Source organism: Ruminococcus hominis, from assembly GCF_014287355.1.
Taxonomy (GTDB): Bacteria; Bacillota; Clostridia; order Lachnospirales; family Lachnospiraceae; genus Schaedlerella; species Schaedlerella hominis.
In genome coordinates this window covers 356,876-376,235 of record NZ_JACOPE010000001.1, presented here as the reverse complement: position 1 = coordinate 376,235, position 19,360 = coordinate 356,876, and the positions used below count along the sequence as shown (strand labels likewise).

The following is a 19,360-nucleotide window of genomic DNA, read 5'->3' as shown; positions in this document are numbered from 1 at the left end:
TATAATTGTTAACATCGGTTTCTATTATACCATATATTTTTTCATTGTAAAATATCTGTGCCACTCAAAACACTTATAATTCATAAAAATTTTCTTAACATCATGTACAGTCAATAAAAGCGGCGTCTGTTTCTCCTGTCATCACTTCTACGTTTAAACAATTCCTGATATAATATGACCTCTATCAAATTTCTAAGCCAGTCCTCCGGTTCCAGTTTTTCCTGACTTACAACCTTATCAAAGATACGATTACACATCATCCGAAGTGAAAAGCGGTCCGGATATTCATCATAAATCATACTGCATGGATATTCATTTCTATCACACTCTTCCTCTACATAGGGAAGTACTTTCTTTGCAGTATCCGGGTACAGACTTTTCATATATTCATAATCTCGTCGTTCCATCCTTTCATCGTCATATGCAAGTGGCATCGGATAAGCCATATAATACGGCAGTTTCGAGTTCATGGTCACCTCTCCCCATTTCTGAGCTTATATCATTACTGTATGCCTTTTTTGCAAAATGGTTCCGCTTATATATAGAAAATGCAGCCGGAGCACCTTTTAGGTTTTCCAACTGCATCTTTAAAATCTGGTTTTATTTTTTTGAATATCCATGTGCTTCTTCGAGCATCATGTCTTTTACTTTCATCAGACGAATCTGCGTACTTCTCTCGTTCTCATCCAGCTTCATCGTAATATATTTAATATTTTTCTCTGTTTCCGGAATAATTACATGCTCCAACGCATTTACACGTCTTCGTGTCTTTTCAATCTCTGCCGCCATTAACTGACATGCTTTTTCGCATTCTGCTAATCTTATCATATCCGGCAGAATATCTGCAAGAGATTTGACAGCCCCATCCAAATCACTGGATGTAAATGCAAATCCATATGAATAAATATCATTTTCATCCGCTGTTCTTGTTTTATATTCAAATTTTGGAATCTCTACACTCATGACATTTTCTTCCGAAGGAATCAAATTAATTTCCTGTTTCGGTGCCATCAGTGCTGTGTGAAGTTCCGCCTCCGACATTCCAGCCTTGGCAATAACAAAATTTTTATTCGCTGATAAAATGCCGGCTTCGACCCGTTTTCTAACTTCCATGTTTTCTCTTACAAGATCAAGATACTGGCGCATCAGTTCATCACGTTTATCTTTCAATAATTTGTGACCTCGCACTGCAGTGATCCGTTTCTTTTTCAAACGTGTCAGTTCCATACGGGTTGGATTTACCTGTGTGGATGCCAAGCGTCCTCACCTACCTTTCCTTTGATGCTTCTCAGAGTCTTTTTTCGTCACCTTTTTTGCAGCAACTTACTTTCCGTAATATTCATCGAGATATTTGTCATCGATACGTTTCAACTCTGTTCTTGGAAGCATGGAAAGTAGTTTCCATCCAATTTCCAAAGTCTCTTCAATACTTCGATCTGTATTGTATCCCTGTGATACATATTCTTTTTCAAATGCATCTGCAAACTTCGCATACAACAAATCAATCTCTGTCAACGCTGCTTCACCAAGGATTACCATCAGCTCTTTCGCATCTTTACCACGTGCATATGCCGCAAACAGCTGGTTCATTGTATTGGCATGATCCGCACGTGTCTTACCTTCGCCGATACCTTTGTCCTTCAGACGAGACAATGATGGAAGTACATCTATCGGTGGTGTTACACCTCTTCGATACAGATCACGACTTAAAATAATCTGCCCTTCTGTAATATATCCTGTCAGGTCAGGGATTGGATGTGTCTTATCATCTTCCGGCATTGTCAGGATTGGAATCATTGTGATACTTCCTTTTTTACCATTCTGACGTCCCGCTCTTTCATACAAAGAAGCAAGGTCTGTGTACATATATCCCGGATATCCTCGACGTCCCGGAACCTCTTTACGGGCTGCTGATACCTCTCGAAGTGCATCCGCATAGTTTGTAATATCTGTCAAAATTACAAGTACGTGCATATCTTTTTCAAATGCAAGATACTCTGCTGCCGTCAGTGCAACTCGAGGTGTAGATATACGCTCAATTGCAGGGTCATTTGCAAGATTGACGAATAAAACTGTACGGTCTATTGCACCTGTCTCTTTAAAACTTTCAATAAAGAAGTTTGACTCTTCGAATGTAATACCCATTGCCGCAAATACAACGGCGAATTTATCATCTTTTCCTCGAACCTTTGCCTGTCTTGCGATCTGTGCTGCAAGATTTGCATGTGGCAGACCCGATGCTGAGAAGATTGGTAACTTCTGTCCACGTACAAGTGTATTCAATCCATCGATAGCTGATACTCCTGTCTGGATAAATTCTTCCGGATAACTTCTTGCTGCCGGATTCATTGGCAGTCCGTTGATGTCCATACGAGCTTCCGGAAGTATCTCCGGTCCTTCATCAATCGGACGTCCCATACCGTCAAAAACTCGTCCAAGCATATCTTCTGAAACACCCAGTTCCATGCTTCTTCCAAGAAAACGCACTTTACTGTTCGATAAGTTGATACCTGTTGCACTGTCAAATAACTGCACCAGAGCATCACTTCCATTAATTTCCAATACTTTACAACGTCTTACTTCCCCACTTGCCAGCTCAATCTCGCCCAGCTCGTCATAAGTAACATTTTCCACATCGCGCACCAGCATCAGTGGTCCGGCTACTTCCTGTATGGTTCTATACTCTTTTGGCATTTAGAAGTCCTCCTTTCCCAATGCATTCGCAATCTCAATGTGTAACTCTTCTTTTACTTTTTCATATTCTTTCTGAATCTCATCTTCAGTCACATATTTGAATCGGCCAATCTGTTCACGTACAGGCAGATTGATCAAGTTCTGTAATTTTGCACCCTTTTCTAAGGCTTCTACAGACTGATCATAATATGCGAGGACAAGATCCATCATCATATACTGCTTATCCAAAGAAGTATAAGTATCTACTTCATGGAAAGAGTTCTGATGCAGGAAATCTTCTCGGATAGAACGTGCAGCTTCCATCTTCAGACGGTCGCTTGCTGATAAGGCATCCATACCAACCATTTTTACGATTTCGTCTAATTCCGCTTCTTCCTGAAGCAGAGTCATCATTTCCTGACGTTTTGCCATCCAGTCCGGCTCAACTTTTTCATTGAACCATTTTTCCATATTATCAAGATACAACGAATAACTGTTTAGCCAGTTGATTGCCGGGAAATGTCTCTTATAAGCAAGTGCTGAGTCCAATCCCCAGAATACTTTTACGATTCGAAGTGTAGCCTGTGATACCGGTTCTGAAATATCTCCACCCGGAGGTGATACTGCACCGATTACAGACAATGCTCCTTCTCTTTCTTCCTTACCTAATGAAATCACATGACCTGCTCTTTCATAGAACTGTGCAAGACGGCTCCCCAGATAAGCCGGGTATCCTTCCTCACCAGGCATCTCTTCCAGACGTCCTGACATTTCACGAAGTGCCTCTGCCCAACGTGATGTTGAATCTGCCATTAACGCAACTGAATATCCCATATCTCGGAAATATTCCGCAATTGTAATTCCTGTATAAATAGATGCTTCACGTGCTGCAACCGGCATGTCTGATGTATTTGCGATCAGAACGGTTCTCTGCATCAAAGACTGTCCTGTCTTTGGATCTTTCAGTTCCGGAAATTCATTCAGAACGTCCGTCATCTCATTGCCACGCTCTCCACATCCGATGTAAACAACGATATCTGCTTCCGCCCATTTTGCAAGCTGATGCTGGATTACTGTTTTACCACTTCCAAATGGCCCCGGTACGGCAGCAACTCCACCTTTTGCAAGTGGGAAAAATGTATCAATAACACGCTGTCCTGTTACCAGTGGCATATCCGGAGATAATTTCTTTTTATATGGACGTCCCTTACGGACTGGCCATTTCTGCATCAGTGTCAATTCCTTGTCACCTTCTGCAGTCTCTACAACAGCCACTGTTTCTTCCACCGTAAATTCTCCGGCCTTTATTTCTTTTATGGTTCCCTTGATTCCATATGGAACCATGATCTTCTGCTGTACGACGATCGTCTCCTGCACTGTTCCGATCACATCTCCGGCTTCTACTTCATCTCCAACTTTTGCAGTAGGTACAAATTCCCATTTCAAATTTCTCTTCAGAGATGGAACCTCTACACCACGTTTTAAGTTATTTCCGGATACTTTCATAATGTCATCCAGCGGGCGCTGAATTCCATCATATATGCTGGTAATCAATCCAGGTCCCAATTCAACAGACATCGGCACTTCCATGGATTCTACCGGTTCTCCCGGTCCAAGTCCTGATGTCTCTTCGTATACCTGAATAGATGCCTCGTCTCCGTGCATCTCTATGATTTCGCCAATCAGTCTTTGTTCACTAACACGAACGACGTCAAACATGTTCGCATCTCGCATTCCCGAAGCAATAACAAGTGGGCCTGCGACTTTCTTTATTACGCCTGTACTCATTTGACGAACTACCTCGCTTTCTATCTATTGTTTTATTCTTCTGAGAACAAAATATCGCTTCCGACAGCCTGTTCCACCGTCTTCTTTACGCCTTCCACACCGGCACCGGTATTTCCTGATACGCCCGGAATTTGTATGATCGCTGGAAATGTCCGTTCCTGATATTCTTCTATCACATCTGTCAACTGCGCTGCAACTGCCTCTGTAATATAGATAACGCCATATTTTCCATCTGCCAGCTGACGCAGCTTATCTTTTGCTTCTTCCCGGTTCTTGACAGGACAGATGCTAAGACCGAGTGTTGCAAATCCATATATGCTGTCATAATCTCCGATTACTGCAATCTTATACATACATCTCCCTTATCCTTTCCCGGATCATCTCGTCTGGAAATCCATTTTGTTTTCCTGTCAGGATCATCCGCACCGTCTTAATTTCATTTTGTCTTGCCAGCAGATACGCTACCAGCGGTCCTGCAGAAAAGGCATTATATTTCTGTGGCTTAATTGCCTCGATCATTCGGTTATCACACCATCTTTCAAATGCCGATGGCGATTCTTCCAACGCTTCTACACCGTCTGCATAAACTGTTTCTTTCAAATATTCTCGCAATGCATCTGCTCCCGACAATGCTGCTTTTGCCAGCTGTTCCACATTGATGCTCTCACACGGAGCCATAGCACGTTTCATAAACTCCAGCGATTTTCCTGTCTTCTGACATCTCACTGCAATTTTGATATTTGCAAGTGCCACCGTTGACTCAGCATATACACGGATAATCTCATCTTTTGCATCATGCCCTGCCTGTGTAATAGCCTCCAACGCTGCACGATCTACAATCACATCACATAGCTGCCCATCTCTTGTCTGAAGCAATGTCTCATAAGCCTCTTTTGCAGCCGCCTCCATATTCCCCGGAAGACGTTCAAACGCTTTATTCTCTACAATTGACAGCATTTCCTTTCCCGGAATCTCGCAGTCATCATAAAAAATCTTTTCATTTGTCACCTCTGTACAAACTTCCTTGATCGCTGCTTTTAGGTTATGATATAGTTTCGGATAAGACATCACATCAAACACTGTTAAATCTGGAGATACTTCCTGGATAACCTGCCATGTTTTCTCTTCCTCGCAATTTAAAATTGCTTCCACATCATTTTCTGTCTCAGCATTTCCCCAGCCTTTTTCACTTAAAAGCCCAAGACACTGTGCTTCATCTTTGCATGCAAGGAGCTGGTCGATTACAGAATCTGTAAGCAGTGATGCCTCCAACGCACGTATTCTGGCAACTGCATAGGTATATTCTAATTCATTCACATTCAATCCTCCCGGCTGCTTTATTTTATACAAACATTACTTTTTGCACCAAGTCAGACCATTCATCACGTTTGGATTCAAAGATTGCCCGTATGGTACAGTTCTCTTCAATCCCTCCGTATACCAGAATAAAACCGCCATCAATCTGTTTTGTTTCCGAAGCAAATGTCAGCTTTCCGCCTTTCGATGCTACGATTTTCTCTGTTTCTTCTACAAACGAAGCCGGAATTCTCTGCTTATCTTTTTCAGAAAAATAAATCTCACCATCACCTGACTGCACATATGTCTTCAACAGATTTGTAAGTAATTCGAAATAATCTGCATCTGAAAGATTCATTACTTTTTCATATGCCTTTTGAAGCACTTCGGAGATCATTTCCTGTTTTGCCTTCAAAATGGCCGTCTTTCTCTTCATGTCACAAGAGGAGGCAATGCGTTCATGATAATTCTTCACTGCAGTTTTTGTTTTCTGATCCATTCGCTGCTGTGCTTCTTCTACTTCCGCTTTTACTCTTGCCTGTATTTCCTCTGCCTGTGCATTTGCTTGTGCGATTTTCTCTTCGGCTTGTGCGTTTGCATCTTCCAGGATCTGACTTTTCATCTTGTCTAATCCACTCATTTTCTTTACCTCGCTCTATTTCAATTCATCTTCATTCTCCGAATAACATTCTCCTGAAGTAACCCTTCAGTTTATACCGGAATTGCACTTACTGCGAGGATAGAAATCAACAGTGCTAAAATTGCATATGTCTCAACCATCGCCGGGAAAAGCATTGCTTTACCAAACTGTTCCGGTTTCTTTGCCACAATTCCGATTGCTGCTGCAGCTGTTTTACCCTGAGATTTTCCTGAGATCAATCCAACAATACCAATTGGAAGACATGCTGCCAAAATCAAAAGACCTGTTGCCACAGATACTTCTTTGATACCTCCGCCAAGCAAACCAACCTTTGAAAGTGTAATAAATCCAACCAACAATCCGTAAATTCCCTGTGTACCTGGAAGCAGCTGCATAATCAATACTTTTGCAAATTTACTTGGGTCTTCTGATACAACCCCTGATGCTGCCTGACCTGCTACTCCAACACCTAAAGCAGAACCTGCTCCTGCCAATAATACAGCTAATGCTGCTCCAAGAAGTGCATATACAATACCTAATTTATCCATAACTTTTTATTCCTCCTTAACATCCGCATACTTTGTATTTTCTCTAAATGGATGGAATGCTCTTCCTCCACCTTCATAGAATTTTCCGAAAAATTCTACATACTGTAAACGATTTGTGTGCACATACGCGCCAAGTAAGTTGATCGCAATATTAAATACGTGTCCGATAATAAATACGATCACAAACAGGATCACTCCAAATACGCTTTTTCCTCCCATACTTCCCATCTGGTTTACAACCTGGGCAATAACACCTGTTGCAAGTCCCAGTGCCAGAAGTCTTGAATAAGATAACACGTCGCTTAACCATCCTGTCACATTGTACAGATCATATGCTCCTAATGCGATACGAAGTCCAAAATTTTTATTTGCTCTGCCTGACATCAACACAATACCCACCGCTCCGAGGATGGACGCCCATTTTGCAATTGCATTGACAACCGGTGGAAATGTAATCTGAACCTGTGCAATAGATGCAAAAATATCTGTCGGAATTAATAACAAAATCAATCCGATTAAGAAAACATACCACAATACTACGTCACATAAGAAATCTACATATTTTTTATCTCTGATACACATGTATCCTTTAATCCCTAATCCTGTAAATAAATGGATCAATCCAAATACCATAGAATAAATCAACAATTTCATTGGATTATTGAGTGGAACAAACCATAATGCTTTGATTCCCACTTCATGTCCGAAAAATGTTCTGGATACAACGTTAATCACGTCTCCGAAATATCCGCCGAACATGATTCCCCAGAATAATGTTGATAATCCGCACCAGAAAAATAACTGAATCGACTTCTTCATTCCCTCTGACATACGCGGGAATTTTAAAATCAATACACCGCAGGCAATAGAAACAATTGCTCCATATGCTGCATCTGATAACATCAATCCAAATAAAAATACATAAAATACTGACATAATCGCTGTCGGATCAATCTCACCTTTTTTCGGAAGTCCGAAAGATTCTAAAACGCCTTCCGCACTTGCTGAAAATTTATTATTTTTCAAAAGTACCGGCGGTTCTTCCTCTTCTTTTAACTCCTCCACATCGATTGCGCAGTCATATTTGCTTTCCAGAACCCGTTTCACCTTTTCTACATCCCGGTGAGGAACATAACCGCTCAGCACAAAAGTATTTGCCGATTGTGGTATCTCTCCTAATACTTCGTACTTTTCCGCTCGTACACGATAATAATCTGCAAGCAGATAAATCTCTTCTCTTTGTTCTGCGAGCCTGATCACTTCCTGCTCGATTTGTGAAATCCGATTCTCTTTTTCTTTGATTGCCTGCTTTAACTCCTCCGTTTCCCCTGCCGGAGTCTTTGCGCTGCTCTGCGCTATTCTTGAAAATCCTCGACTTCGAAGTGCTTCTTCTATACTCTGTTCTTCTTGTTTTAAACAGATAACTGCAATACAGGTCATATCCTGTCCGGATGAAATCACATAAGCATCTGCCGCCTCAACTTCCGGCGCTGCATCTGCCAAAATCTCGTAAATTCCAGAAATATCAGCCAGTCCCGGAATACTTCCTAAAATCACAGAAGTTTTCTTTGTTCCTGTCGCATTCATCGGGATATCCAGACTCAGCCATGGGACAAGGCTCTCAATCCGATTCTCCAACTTAAGGATCTCTGCTTTATTCTCTGCTTTTTCCTTATCCAATGCCTGAATCTGACTCACCACTTTAAGCAGTTCCTCTCGCTTTCGAATCACTTCTTCATGTACTTTTGCATCAACCAGCTTCTTGCCTTCTAAAGATGACAGCATCGATGTTTTTATCGGAGCATATTCATTCAATATCTCCAAAGCTCTGTCAGCAGAATTAGCAGCTTTTTCAAAACTGCTTCTGGCATTTGCAGTGTCCATCCGGCGGAAATCTTCGTCTTCGTCCAACACATGGTTAATCTCCATAACTCCCATGCTCTGAATCTTTTCCAGAATCGCTTTTCGGTCCTTCTTCAACGCGCAGATACTCATTCGCTGCATCTGCAATACCGCCATAACACAATCCCTCCTTTTTCATTACAGTTTACCTGCAAACTGTAATCTTTTTTACCTTCCCGCAACACGCAGCTTATGATACCAATTGTGCTATTACGAGGCTGACTGCTTCCTCTTCCTTTACGGAAGCAAGTTCTTTTAACGCTACAACTTCTTTCTCAATCTTTGACAGCGTCTCTGCTTGTACCCGTTCTCCTTCTTCTCTTGCATCTGTCATGGCTTTCTGCATCTTCTCTTCCATTACAGCTAATTGTTCTTCTTTCCATTGTTTCGCCTGTTTTTCTGCATCGTCCACGATCTGATTGCCTTTGACTTCAGCATCTCTTGTTATTGCATCTGCTTTTGCTTCTGTCTCCCGGATTACCTGAATGGTTTCTTCTACCATATTCTAGTCACCGCCTTTCCCTAAGGTACATATTTTCATCCTAGCACATCTCTTGTATAAAATCTATAAATTTTTTAGATTTTTTCAAACTTTTTTGTGAATAAATTGTTTGTTTTTTGTCAATAATAGAAACAATTTAGTAAAATATGCACAACTTTTATTTATTATGCTCTTTTTATTCCATATTTATTCTACCTTATCTAAAAAATTTTTAGATTTTTAAAATAGAAAAAAATCCTTTTTAGCCAATACATCGTATCCGCTAAAAAGGATTTTTCTCTCTTTTTCTTTTATTTATTCCATTCCAAACGATGAAGATGTCCTTCCAAATTCATCCCTGCAAACTGATTTTGTCTCAATGCCTCATATAACATAATTGCAACTGAATTTCCAAGATTCAAAGAACGAATCTCTCCTACCATTGGAATTCTCACACAGTTCTCCTGATTTTCAACAAGAATCTCCTCCGGGATACCTGCGCTTTCCTTCCCAAACATAATATAACAGTCTTCTTCATATGCTACATCAGTATATACTTTTTCAGCTTTTGTCGTTGCCATGTAAATCTTTGCTCCCGGATTTTTATCAAGAAAATCCTGATAATCAATATAAGTTGTAACATCAAGATCTTTCCAATAATCCATTCCTGCGCGACGCAATGCTTTCTCATCAAGACGGAATCCTAATGGTTCGATCAAATGCAGTCTTGTATTTGTTGCAACACAAGTACGTCCGATATTTCCTGTATTCGCCGGAATCTCAGGCTCCAATAATACAATATTTAACATATTTTTTCTCCACTACAGTTTTTTCTAAGCAAAATAATTATTTATTTTGTTCTGCTCGTAATTTTTCAATAAAATGCTCCAGTCTTTCCAATGCAGCCTTTAAATCTTCCAAAGAATATGCATAAGATATTCTCAGGAAACCTTCTCCACAGTCTCCAAACGCTGTTCCCGGAACAACTGCCACTTTTTCTTCGTATAACAGACGAGTTGCGAACTCTTCCGATGTCATATTGAACTCTTTGATACTTGGAAATACATAGAATGCACCAAATGGTTCAAAGCACTCCAATCCCATACGTTTGAATTCGTGCATCAAAAATCGTCTTCTTTGATTATATGCTTTTCGCATTTCTATTACTTGATCTCCACAGTGACGCAATCCTTCAATCGCTGCATACTGACTGTTTGTAGGTGCACACATAATTGCAAATTGATGTAATTTGATCATCTGCTTCAAAATCACCTGCGGACCACAGCAATATCCAAGACGCCATCCTGTCATCGCAAACCCTTTTGAAAATCCATTGATCACAATTGTTCGCTCTCTCATTCCAGGCAGACTAGCAATAGAAACATGGTCACCTTTATAACTCAATTCCGAATAAATTTCATCTGAAATAACAAACAGATCATGTTCTTCCACAAACTTTGCTATTGGCTCCAAATCCTCTTTTGTCATAATTGACCCTGTCGGATTATTTGGAAATGGCATGACCAGAATCTTTGTCTTTTCTGTCACTTTATCTTTCAGATCATCTACTGTCAGTTTAAACTCATTTTCATGCTTTAATTCTACGATTACCGGAACCCCATCCGCCATAATTGTACATGGCAGATAAGATACATAACTAGGCTGCGGAAGCAATACTTCTTCTCCCGGATCAAGCATACAACGAAGTGCCAGATCAATAGCCTCACTTCCTCCGACAGTGATCAGTGTTTCTTTTTTCGGATCATAATTGACATGGATCGTACGTTCAAGATATTTGCAGATTTCTGTACGAAGTTCCATCAATCCTGCATTAGATGTATAAAATGTTCTTCCCTTTTCCAGAGAAAAAATTCCTTCTTCACGTATTCTCCATGGAGTGTCGAAATCCGGTTCTCCAACACCAAGGGAAATGACATCTTCCATTTCATTTGCCACATCAAAGAATCTTCGGATTCCTGATGGCTGTACTGATACAATCTTTTTTGATAATGGATTTCTCATTATGGTGTCACCACCATTCTGTCAGACCCTTTCTTAGGCAACATGATCGTACCATGGTCTTTGTATTTTTTCAAAATAAAATGAGTTGCTGTTCCAATAACCGGTTCAATCGGAGAAAGCTTCTCTGATACAAACAATGATACTTCCTGCAATGTTTTTCCTTCCAATGTAACAAGAAGATCATATGCACCGGAAATCAAATATACCGCATTCACTTCCGGATAATTGTAAATACGTTCCGCAATACGGTCGAATCCCTGATTTCTCTGTGGTGTAACACGCACTTCAATCAACGCTGTCACTTTTTCCACCCCGGTTTTATCCCAATTGATCATTGTATGATATCCGCAAATGATTTTTTCTTTTTCCATTTCTGCCACTTCATTTGCAATCTCTGCTTCTTCCATACCCATAAGAATTGCAAGTTCTCCAAGATCAATCCGGCTGTTTTTCTCTAAATTTCTCAAAATTTCATTTCTTAATTTCTGTTTTGTATCCATAATTTTTACCTTCCTCTAATTTCTGTTTTCTCCATAACATCAGTTCATCCGATGTTGGCCGATCCAGGTATCTGATTTCACTTCCGCTTGTGATCACCCTCGCATTCTCTGCGGTGGTACTCCCAAGCCTAACGGCTCGTGCGCCGTTCTTTTCTAAAATCTCGATCAGCTTTTCGCCTTGATCTGTGAAAAACAGAAGACTTCCTGTTGATGTCATCTTATATGGATTCAAATGATAATATTCACAAATTTCTACGGTTTCCTGTCGGATTTGTATCTTCTGCATATCAATCTGCAACCCAAGTCCTGCCACCTCAGCTGTATCCCATAAAGTTGCAAAGAGCCCACCGCTTCCTACATGCTGCACAGCGGATAAAATAATATTTTCCTCTTTCACTTCTTTTTCAACATTCTCTAATAGCTGAAGCTTGAGCATCTGTGACTCTAGTTCTTTGGTCTGACGTAAAAATGCCGGAACAAATCTTCCTTTTAGCTCTTTTTCCTGCTCCTCCAAAATACGCAGCGTACCTTCTAAGCCCACAAAACCGCACATGACAATGTCTTGTTCCGGCTTGATATTCTCGATATTTCTAAGTATCCTCTTTTCAGCAAATCCCATTGTCTCCACACGCACAATTGCCTGTGTCACTGCCGGATTCACCTCTACCTGAACATTTGAAATTGCAATATTCATCATGGTACACATTTCTTCCATTTCTTGTACCATGCCTGCCACCTTTTGCTCTCCGATACGCTCCGAGATCAAAATAAAAATCTGCACGTCTATAGGTTTTGCCCCTCTGGATGCCAACTGATTGATTGCTGCTGCCAAAGAATAATTCCCTAGTTTTTTTGTATCACCTGATGTGGATGCCGCCGATTTTATAAGCACTTGTTCATCATCTACAGCATAGGCACTGCAACTTTCTGCCGCTGATATCTTCAATAAATTTTGTTCCTGCTTTTTATATAATTGTTTCATCACTGCACGATTCCATGCAGTTTGTGATAGTTTTCCTACTTTCATACTACTCCTTGATCATCCGGACTTCTATGTTCTTTGCACTCCTGATCAATAACCATAAATAATTTCCTGAATTGCTGCATTGATTGTTGCTAAATCCTGTGTTCCAATCGCTTGTTGCATTTTAGCTGTAGCATTGGCATCATCTGATGCTGTTCCCACAGAATAGGTCTCCGGCGACGATACATACTCACTATGATTCACAACTTCTCTGCTCACCTCTGTCCCATTCTCTGTCACAACCTTCCACAGCTGTGCAGAAATCTTCGGATGTGCTGCACTCACATAATTGATATATCCGATTGGGTCATCTGATGCAACATAATTTGTTCCTGTTGCCTGTTCACTTGAAAGTGTCTCGCTGACATAAGTAACTGTTCTGTTCGGATCTCTTGTTTCTTTTCCATATATATTAAACGTTAAGCTACCCCCGCCAACAATTGCTTCAATATAAACAGGATATTCCTGATTATTCTTAAATACCAGATCCATCACATCATCTGCTATTGCCGCATCCATAGACGGCTCTGCATAAGATACAAGCATAGAATGTTGATGTCTTTCTACAATATCAAGTTCTGCATAAAGCAATGCCTGATACAATGTCGTAGACACCTGGCAGATTCCTCCACCCATTGTCTGTTCTACCGTATTCCCGGAAAAAGAAGCTGCTTTTGCATATCCATTCTCTTCTGTATATGGCCTCATTGCTTCATCTGCCGACTGCTCTTCACCAGGCTGCAACAAAATATCATTCAGGTGTTTTGCTCCGCTTTCTACGTTTTGTGCTCGCCCACTGTCATTCACATCATAATAAGTTGTAGAACTTCCCAATAAATCCGTCGCATCTTTCAATTCCTCTGCTGTAACTTTTGCCTTATCTTCATCTATCTTCGCTTGAATCGTAGCATTTTTTCCATCCCAAGCTTTTAAAAGCTTCTTTATATTCTCGATTGTTTTATTTGTATTCAGAACTTCTCCGCTTTTTTCCTTCTCGATGCTTACATTTCCTAATGCATCCTGTGTCACACAGGCATTCTGTGGCTCATTAAGAGCAGATACCGCAGCTGTTTCCAACACTTTTTTTGCTGTATTTTCATCTATTTTATATTGCAGTGGAATATCATGTGTCAATTTTCCACGTTTTGCATTTTTCATAATTTTATATGCTTTTAATGCATTTCCTCTTCTGCCATAGTCCACTGCCTGTTGTACAGAATCTTCCAGCTTACTCACTTGAAGTCCTAATGTATTTGCTTCGACATCAAATGCTCTGTCATCCGCCACTTTGAATGTAAAGATCACATTATTTTTCTGGCTTATAACACCTTGTACTGTCTGAACAGCCTCATCTTTGGTCTGCCCGGACACATCGACTCCTCCAACTGTAATCCCTGATAATATTTTCCCATCATCATGACGATGTATATAGCTTTTCGTAACGAGCTGTACCACCCCCATAATGATTAATATTAAGAGCAACACTATACCCAACAAATAAATATCTCTCTGGAGTCTTCGAATTCTTCTGCTTCTTCTCTTTCTTTTTTTCTGCTGCATCTTATACCCCTTGGTCTTATCTGGCATCCATATTCTTTACATAAGATATGGAATTATCATCGTTGCAACCATTGCTAATATTATTACAAGAATAACAATAGACACTGTTTTCTTAAATTTTTTATCATAAAAATTCATTTCGATACCCCTTTTTTTATTTCTTATTTTGAATTGGTTTTATTCTATACTTTTTGCTCATTTTTTGCAAGAACCTATATAGTTATCCTTCACAGTACCTGTGAACAGTAACGTGACCTGCAACCCTTATATAACCTCATATGTTGTGGCCTGATTTGTGAGCGGATTGCGGTTTTGATAATCAAACAAAATCAAATGTCCATCTATATTTTCCAAATGTGTCATCTTACGCAGCTGACGTTTATCATACTTTTCATACCCTTTCAAATATTGATGTTCTTCTGCCTCTGTATCGTAAAATGTCCGCTCCACCTCTTTACTTACTAAAGAGTCACCTGCAAATGCCGGACGATTTTTCATATTTTCCCTCAGATATAAATCCATAACTAACGTCTGACGAAATTGCTCTTCTGTTAATAAAGTCTCGTATTGTACTAATGCCACTTCTTTTATAAACGCATATAATATTTCATATCGTGCGACACGATTGTGATTCACCCCATAATATCCATGTTCTTCATAATAGTTACTCATTTCTTCAAACATCACAAACGCATCTCCAAAGACTTGTTCAAGCAATTCCATAGTATGTTCAAATTGTCTGCTGTTATAATACACCTCTACCATCTCTTCCAGTCCTTTGAGGCGAATCACATCCGAATATGGAAGCCATTTTGTCGACAGCACTTCATACGGCGGTCTGTTCTGATACAACAACTCATAGTCTTTTGTTTTTTCTTCCATGTATGAGCCTTTTAAAACTTTAAGGAAGCCAAGCTGCAGCTGTTCCGGTCTCAATGCATATACGTCACAGAATGACTTATGGAAACTATTGTAATCTTCAAAAGGAAGACCCGCGATCAAATCTAAATGCTGATGAATATTTTTCGCAGCATGCACACGATTCACCACTTCTGTCACCTGCGAAAATTTCATTGTACGATGAATTTCCTTAATCGTCTGTTCATTTGTTGACTGCACACCAATTTCCAATTGGATCAATCCAGGTCGCATAGTGCTGATTAAATTTAATTCTTCTTCATTTAATAAATCTGCCGCCACCTCAAAATGGAAATTTGTTTTCCCTTTATCATGTTCTTTTATATAAGACCAGATTTCCATAGAATGTGAATGTTTACAATTGAATGTACGGTCTACAAACTTCACCTGCGGAATCTCATGATCTATAAAAAACTGTAATTCTTTTTTTACCAGCTCTAAGTCTCTAAAACGAAGACATTTATCAATAGAAGAGAGACAATAACTACATGAAAACGGACATCCCCTGCTTGATTCATAATATATGATCTTATTCTTAAAAACATCTAAATCTTCATATACAAATGGCACTTTACTTAAATCCATCACACTTCGATCTGCAGTTTCTATGATTTCTTCTCCATCTCGGAAAGTTATCCCCACGATTTCTTTCAATCGTTGGACTTTTTCACATTGTTCCAGACTTTTCCCACTGTTGTTGTAATAAAACTCTGCCAATTCTAAAAATGTCTCTTCTCCTTCTCCTCGCATAATGCCATATACCTGTGGAAATTGTTCCAACATATGAGACGCATGATATGAAACCTCAGGTCCACCAAGCCAGATATCTGTCTGTGGCATAATCTTCCCTAGTTCTGCGACCAGTTGTTCTACATATTCAATATTCCACAAATAGCAGGAAAAGCAAAGCACTTCCGGTTTTCTTTTATACAGATCCATCAATATCTGATCCAATGGCTGGTTGATCGTATATTCCGCAATTCCTATCTCTTCTTTATATCTCTCACATTTTCCTGCTGCATAAGCTCTCAGACTATATACTGCTAAATTGGAGTGAATGTATTTTGCATTGATTGCAGTCAATAAAATATTCATCTATATGCTCCCTTTTTTCTAATATGTCACTTTTATATTAAATAACCAGATACTTTTTTCATTTCATTATAAACGCTTCCCCCTCTATTTTCAATTATTCTTCTTAGGCATCTTGACTTTTTCTTAAAAACCATGTAAACTTAAGACTCGTGCAGCCGGGGTGTTAGCGGTACCTTGTACCTGCAATCCGCTATAGCAGGGGTGATATTACGCAGAGGGTGCTGATTTGCAAAGCTGCCCTTGGAAAGTGGCGTTGAAAATCTGGGTCTCACACGACGGGAACCTGTGAACCGTGTCAGGTCGGGAACGAAGCAGCACTAAGCAGGACCTTCCGGGTGTTGTGAGGGTGCCTGGATCGAGTCAACTACCAAGGTAACGTTTGTGGAGATGCATTCGAAGCGTAATGCACGTAAAGTAAGAAATTCAAGACACTGAAAAGGAGAATCCTCACAGTGTCTTTTATTTTTTATCTATATTTAACTGATTGTTCTATACTCTCTTATCTAATCCTCTTTTTTCAGCGTTTTTTCGTATTTTATTTTCTTCTGCTTCTCCCTGAGTTCTTTAAAAAACTGTTTCATCATTGCACTGCATTCTTCGCCCAGTACACCTGTCGTAAGCTCAACCTGATGATTAAATTCCTGCATATCAAGCAGATTTAAAATAGAGCCTGCACACCCGGCCTTTGGATTCATACACCCGACAACAACCCGCTTTGTCCGCGCCTGTACAATCGCGCCCGCACACATCTGACAAGGTTCCAAGGTAACATATAATGTACACTCTTCCAATCGCCAGTCATTTATTTTTTTACTCGCTTTTTTTATCGCAGCAATCTCCGCATGTGCCAATGGATTTTTGTCTGTTGTTCTTCGATTATAACCTCGTCCAATAATCTTTCCTTCGTACACGATCACACATCCTATCGGAACCTCCTCCAGCGCATAAGCCTTCTTCGCCTGCCGAATCGCCTCTCTCATATATTTTTCATCCAACTTTTGGTTCATCTCATCCATGAATATTTCTAATCCTTTCATGTATTTTCAGTTCTTTTCTTATTATTACAAGAATACATTATCTTAGAGGTTTTGAACAGCATTTCCTCAATTCTTATTTTATTAATCTATTGGAGGTACTCTATGAATCCAGGTATTTATTATCTTTATGAATATAAAAATAATCACTGTATGCGCAACACCGGATTTTTAAAACTCACAAAGAAGCCAGATTGCTGGCTTCTTCAGATTCAAGCCAGAAATATTCCCGTCACGAATCAGCACCTTGTCCCACTCTGTGCTATTTTAACCGAACAAGAGCATAACATTTCCAAAAAAATAAGTGAGCTTCCATGCAATTCTCATATCATTTCTGCTCAACTTACACTACCGGATTCTGCCATCAATTCAATTTCATCCATGGAGAATCTGCATGGTTTTTTAATTCCACTGCCTGATGAAAGTTTTCTTACCGCTACAGAATCTCATTTTCATCTGGATATCAATGAAATTTTTTCGACAACTGTGCAATCCGAAACTCCTGATCCAGCTCCAGATCTTTCAGCTTCCGAATACAACGATAATGATAATTTATTCGAAGCCAGTGATACAACAAACTTATTATCTCCTTCTAAAACCATACAGAAAATCCATCATTCAGATTTGAAAATTCTTCCTAAAAAATGTTGGAATCTTGCAAACAACAGTTTTCTTCTGCATGGATATCATAATTATCATCATCTTCTCCTTATCGAAGAAAATGGTCATTATCAGCTCGGAGTGCCCGGAGTATATGATATTCGAGAAGCCCGGGCCGCAGAAATTTTTGGTTTTCCGGAATTTATCAACTCCTACAACGATCAATTAGAACTTTCTCCTGATGAATGTAATACACAGGAAAATTTTGGATACTGGTGTCATTACATTTATTAGAAAATATTTTCTAAATTTTCTTTGCATTATAAATGGGGAGCATATCCGTCTATTGTAGCTCCCCATTTCATCTTAGTCTAAATAAATTGGTGGTTCATAATCTTTGCCAAGCTCTGATTTCATCCGCTCCTGGTATCCAAGATATGCCCATTCTGTCATATCATCCCAACGATGCTTCGCACGATCATATACCTGCACATATCCGATCTTATTCGGATGCATTCTCACACTATTTGATAAATACTCGTGTCCTGTATATGGATTCAACTCTCCTATCGTCAAATCTTCTTCAATTTCGTTTCTCTTCACAAAACGTTTAGGTTCTTCCTCCGGCTCAATCGTTGCCTTCTCCCATTCCGAAGTAAGTCTCGCCCTCTCATATGCACTCTGCACAATCTGTGGCTCCCAGATAGTTGTCTTGTGATCATCATAATTTTCTGTTTCGTCCTGCGGTATCTCCTCCGCATCCTCCAGAGTCAATTCCTCTGATTCATCCCAAGGCTCTTCATCTTCAAGTAAAATTTCTTCTTCCGAATCATCATCTACTTCTTCAAATTCTGCTTCCTCTGTTTCTAATTCTTCCGCTTCCTCTGTTTCTGATTCTGGTTCTTCTGATTCCGGTTCTTCTGATTCCGGTTCTTCAACTGTCATTTCTTCTGCATCTTTATTTTTCAGTCCTGCATTGTTTGCATATTGAACTGCAAGTTCCTCTGACGCGGTTTCCTCTATTTCCAGCTCCTCTGGAAATATACTCAACTTAAACGGACACCCCAAAATAGCTGCAATCAATCTCATGTCTTGTTCCTGAAAGTTATCTCTGCTCAAACGCTGGGTCAGATTCTGACGTGACATTGCTTTCCCAGTTCGTTCCTCGATCATCTCAGCCAGTTGTTTGATCGTCATGTTTTTTCTGCTTAACATAATTTTAACTTGTTCGCCAAACGTTAAATCTCCCATAAGAAACCCTCCTTACATCTACCCCTTA

General features: G+C 39.8%; 19 protein-coding genes and 1 other RNA gene. 2 read left to right on the top strand and 18 right to left on the bottom strand.

Annotated elements, in window-relative coordinates; translation table 11 throughout:
- Positions 1-110: 110 nt before the first annotated feature.
- From H8S40_RS01640 to H8S40_RS01565, 16 genes are all read right to left on the bottom strand, one after another.
- A complete protein-coding gene (locus tag H8S40_RS01640) occupies positions 111-470 on the bottom strand; it encodes a hypothetical protein (RefSeq protein WP_117991001.1) in 360 nt (119 codons plus the stop codon).
- A 130-nt stretch (positions 471-600) separates the two neighbouring features.
- A complete protein-coding gene (locus tag H8S40_RS01635) occupies positions 601-1,257 on the bottom strand; it encodes a V-type ATP synthase subunit D (protein WP_022075279.1) in 657 nt (218 codons plus the stop codon).
- 66 nt (positions 1,258-1,323) lie between these two features.
- Positions 1,324-2,694, bottom strand: coding sequence for a V-type ATP synthase subunit B (locus H8S40_RS01630; protein WP_022075278.1), 1,371 nt, complete (start codon positions 2,692-2,694; stop codon positions 1,324-1,326).
- On the bottom strand, positions 2,695-4,461 hold the full coding sequence (locus tag H8S40_RS01625; RefSeq protein WP_022075277.1) for a V-type ATP synthase subunit A: 1,767 nt from the start codon (positions 4,459-4,461) through the stop codon (positions 2,695-2,697). It lies immediately after the preceding gene.
- Positions 4,462-4,493: 32 nt separating this feature from the next.
- Positions 4,494-4,814 carry a V-type ATP synthase subunit F gene (locus H8S40_RS01620; RefSeq protein WP_022075276.1) on the bottom strand — a complete coding sequence of 107 codons (321 nt, stop codon included), beginning with the start codon at positions 4,812-4,814 and terminating at the stop codon, positions 4,494-4,496.
- Entirely contained in the window at positions 4,807-5,778 is a 972-nt protein-coding gene (locus H8S40_RS01615) for a V0D/AC39 family V-type ATPase subunit (protein WP_118724515.1), read from the bottom strand. Before H8S40_RS01615 ends, H8S40_RS01620 begins: the two co-directional genes overlap by 8 nt.
- A 25-nt stretch (positions 5,779-5,803) precedes the next feature.
- Positions 5,804-6,397: a V-type ATP synthase subunit E gene (locus H8S40_RS01610; RefSeq protein WP_118724514.1), complete on the bottom strand. Its 594-nt coding sequence runs from the start codon at positions 6,395-6,397 to the stop codon at positions 5,804-5,806.
- A 71-nt stretch (positions 6,398-6,468) separates the two neighbouring features.
- Positions 6,469-6,945 (bottom strand): V-type ATP synthase subunit K, encoded by a 477-nt coding sequence (locus H8S40_RS01605; RefSeq protein ID WP_022075273.1) that lies wholly within the window; start codon positions 6,943-6,945, stop codon positions 6,469-6,471.
- Between the two features lie 6 nt (positions 6,946-6,951).
- The gene (locus tag H8S40_RS01600; protein WP_186864385.1) at positions 6,952-8,964 is read right to left on the bottom strand and encodes a V-type ATP synthase subunit I; all 2,013 of its coding nucleotides are present in this window, start codon (positions 8,962-8,964) and stop codon (positions 6,952-6,954) included.
- A 73-nt stretch (positions 8,965-9,037) separates the two neighbouring features.
- Positions 9,038-9,349, bottom strand: coding sequence for a hypothetical protein (locus tag H8S40_RS01595; RefSeq protein ID WP_022075271.1), 312 nt, complete (start codon positions 9,347-9,349; stop codon positions 9,038-9,040).
- A 290-nt stretch (positions 9,350-9,639) separates the two neighbouring features.
- Entirely contained in the window at positions 9,640-10,137 is a 498-nt protein-coding gene (locus tag H8S40_RS01590) for a tRNA (cytidine(34)-2'-O)-methyltransferase (protein ID WP_022075270.1), read from the bottom strand.
- Positions 10,138-10,174: 37 nt separating this feature from the next.
- Positions 10,175-11,350 (bottom strand): aminotransferase class I/II-fold pyridoxal phosphate-dependent enzyme, encoded by a 1,176-nt coding sequence (locus H8S40_RS01585; protein ID WP_118724511.1) that lies wholly within the window; start codon positions 11,348-11,350, stop codon positions 10,175-10,177.
- Positions 11,350-11,850 (bottom strand): Lrp/AsnC family transcriptional regulator, encoded by a 501-nt coding sequence (locus H8S40_RS01580; RefSeq protein ID WP_186864384.1) that lies wholly within the window; start codon positions 11,848-11,850, stop codon positions 11,350-11,352. The genes H8S40_RS01585 and H8S40_RS01580 overlap by 1 nt, the downstream gene beginning before the upstream one ends.
- Complete coding sequence (locus tag H8S40_RS01575) at positions 11,822-12,877, bottom strand: AIR synthase-related protein (protein ID WP_186864383.1); 1,056 nt, start codon at positions 12,875-12,877, stop codon at positions 11,822-11,824. Before H8S40_RS01575 ends, H8S40_RS01580 begins: the two co-directional genes overlap by 29 nt.
- A gap of 45 nt (positions 12,878-12,922) precedes the next feature.
- The gene (locus H8S40_RS01570; RefSeq protein WP_186864382.1) at positions 12,923-14,434 is read right to left on the bottom strand and encodes a VanW family protein; all 1,512 of its coding nucleotides are present in this window, start codon (positions 14,432-14,434) and stop codon (positions 12,923-12,925) included.
- Between the two features lie 264 nt (positions 14,435-14,698).
- On the bottom strand, positions 14,699-16,447 hold the full coding sequence (locus H8S40_RS01565; protein ID WP_186864381.1) for a B12-binding domain-containing radical SAM protein: 1,749 nt from the start codon (positions 16,445-16,447) through the stop codon (positions 14,699-14,701).
- A 147-nt stretch (positions 16,448-16,594) separates the two neighbouring features.
- On the opposite strand from H8S40_RS01565, the gene ffs reads away from it, so the two are divergent.
- Positions 16,595-16,858, top strand: an RNA gene (gene ffs / locus H8S40_RS01560) — signal recognition particle sRNA large type.
- A 92-nt stretch (positions 16,859-16,950) separates the two neighbouring features.
- Here ffs and tadA read toward each other — a convergent pair.
- A complete protein-coding gene (tadA, locus tag H8S40_RS01555; RefSeq protein ID WP_330638896.1) occupies positions 16,951-17,484 on the bottom strand; it encodes a tRNA adenosine(34) deaminase TadA in 534 nt (177 codons plus the stop codon).
- A 102-nt stretch (positions 17,485-17,586) separates the two neighbouring features.
- Between tadA and H8S40_RS01550 the strand changes: the two genes are divergently transcribed.
- Positions 17,587-18,375 (top strand): DUF6128 domain-containing protein, encoded by a 789-nt coding sequence (locus H8S40_RS01550; RefSeq protein WP_186864380.1) that lies wholly within the window; start codon positions 17,587-17,589, stop codon positions 18,373-18,375.
- A gap of 72 nt (positions 18,376-18,447) precedes the next feature.
- Here H8S40_RS01550 and H8S40_RS01545 read toward each other — a convergent pair whose 3' ends face one another.
- Positions 18,448-19,332, bottom strand: coding sequence for a hypothetical protein (locus tag H8S40_RS01545; RefSeq protein WP_186864379.1), 885 nt, complete (start codon positions 19,330-19,332; stop codon positions 18,448-18,450).
- Positions 19,333-19,360: the final 28 nt, after the last annotated feature.

What these genes read in the sequence shown, in the direction of transcription:
- H8S40_RS01640 (WP_117991001.1), bottom strand. Translation starts at nt 470, where the DNA reads ATGAACTCGAAACTGCCGTATTATATGGCTTATCCGATGCCACTTGCA.
- H8S40_RS01630 (WP_022075278.1), bottom strand. Translation starts at nt 2,694, where the DNA reads ATGCCAAAAGAGTATAGAACCATACAGGAAGTAGCCGGACCACTGATG.
- H8S40_RS01625 (WP_022075277.1), bottom strand. Translation starts at nt 4,461, where the DNA reads ATGAGTACAGGCGTAATAAAGAAAGTCGCAGGCCCACTTGTTATTGCT.
- H8S40_RS01620 (WP_022075276.1), bottom strand. Translation starts at nt 4,814, where the DNA reads ATGTATAAGATTGCAGTAATCGGAGATTATGACAGCATATATGGATTT.
- H8S40_RS01610 (WP_118724514.1), bottom strand. Translation starts at nt 6,397, where the DNA reads ATGAGTGGATTAGACAAGATGAAAAGTCAGATCCTGGAAGATGCAAAC.
- H8S40_RS01605 (WP_022075273.1), bottom strand. Translation starts at nt 6,945, where the DNA reads ATGGATAAATTAGGTATTGTATATGCACTTCTTGGAGCAGCATTAGCT.
- H8S40_RS01600 (WP_186864385.1), bottom strand. Translation starts at nt 8,964, where the DNA reads ATGGCGGTATTGCAGATGCAGCGAATGAGTATCTGCGCGTTGAAGAAG.
- H8S40_RS01595 (WP_022075271.1), bottom strand. Translation starts at nt 9,349, where the DNA reads ATGGTAGAAGAAACCATTCAGGTAATCCGGGAGACAGAAGCAAAAGCA.
- H8S40_RS01590 (WP_022075270.1), bottom strand. Translation starts at nt 10,137, where the DNA reads ATGTTAAATATTGTATTATTGGAGCCTGAGATTCCGGCGAATACAGGA.
- H8S40_RS01585 (WP_118724511.1), bottom strand. Translation starts at nt 11,350, where the DNA reads ATGAGAAATCCATTATCAAAAAAGATTGTATCAGTACAGCCATCAGGA.
- H8S40_RS01580 (WP_186864384.1), bottom strand. Translation starts at nt 11,850, where the DNA reads ATGGATACAAAACAGAAATTAAGAAATGAAATTTTGAGAAATTTAGAG.
- H8S40_RS01575 (WP_186864383.1), bottom strand. Translation starts at nt 12,877, where the DNA reads ATGAAAGTAGGAAAACTATCACAAACTGCATGGAATCGTGCAGTGATG.
- H8S40_RS01570 (WP_186864382.1), bottom strand. Translation starts at nt 14,434, where the DNA reads ATGCAGCAGAAAAAAAGAAAGAGAAGAAGCAGAAGAATTCGAAGACTC.
- H8S40_RS01565 (WP_186864381.1), bottom strand. Translation starts at nt 16,447, where the DNA reads ATGAATATTTTATTGACTGCAATCAATGCAAAATACATTCACTCCAAT.
- tadA (WP_330638896.1), bottom strand. Translation starts at nt 17,484, where the DNA reads ATGAAAGGATTAGAAATATTCATGGATGAGATGAACCAAAAGTTGGAT.
- H8S40_RS01550 (WP_186864380.1), top strand. Translation starts at nt 17,587, where the DNA reads ATGAATCCAGGTATTTATTATCTTTATGAATATAAAAATAATCACTGT.
- H8S40_RS01545 (WP_186864379.1), bottom strand. Translation starts at nt 19,332, where the DNA reads ATGGGAGATTTAACGTTTGGCGAACAAGTTAAAATTATGTTAAGCAGA.